This is a genomic window from Pantoea sp. 18059, from assembly GCF_902706165.1.
GTDB classification, from domain to species: domain Bacteria; phylum Pseudomonadota; class Gammaproteobacteria; order Enterobacterales; family Enterobacteriaceae; genus Pantoea; species Pantoea agglomerans.
Window position 1 is genome coordinate 1 of sequence record NZ_CACSJS010000066.1, and the last position, 398, is coordinate 398.

Annotated in this window: 1 protein-coding gene; it reads left to right on the forward strand. The window is 71.4% G+C overall.

All coding sequences use genetic code 11. From position 1 onward, the window contains the following. Nucleotides 1-39: 39 nt before the first annotated feature. Nucleotides 40-398: hypothetical protein (locus GVJ63_RS22085; protein WP_159227377.1), on the forward strand; the 359-nt coding region annotated here is incomplete at its 3' end.

Genomic DNA, 398 nt, shown 5'->3' on the forward strand with positions numbered 1-398 from the left:
CCCCTGGGCGGCATTCCAGCGCTTCCCGAAGTACCGGGGATGGTCGACCTCGGCATGTCCCCCGGCGTGCAGCCCGACGCCGAGGCACCGCCCGCTGAGGCCCTGGTGCCCGCCGGCGGGCTGGCGGAGGACACCGATGCCGAGGCAAAGGCCGGGGCAGATTCCCAGGCCGAAACAGAAGCAATGGACGACCGTGCGGAGGCGGCCGACGCCTTGCTCCCGGACGCGCTGGAAGCACTGGACGGCCAGGGCGAACGGGACACGGCGGCCGAGGCTGCCGCCAGCCCGGAGGCGCTGCAGGAATCCGACCCGCCCCATCTGCCGCTGATTGCCGAATCGCCGGAAGAGGCGGTGAAGGTCATCGAGACGCTCCGCATCGGCATCCCGCTCTACAACGT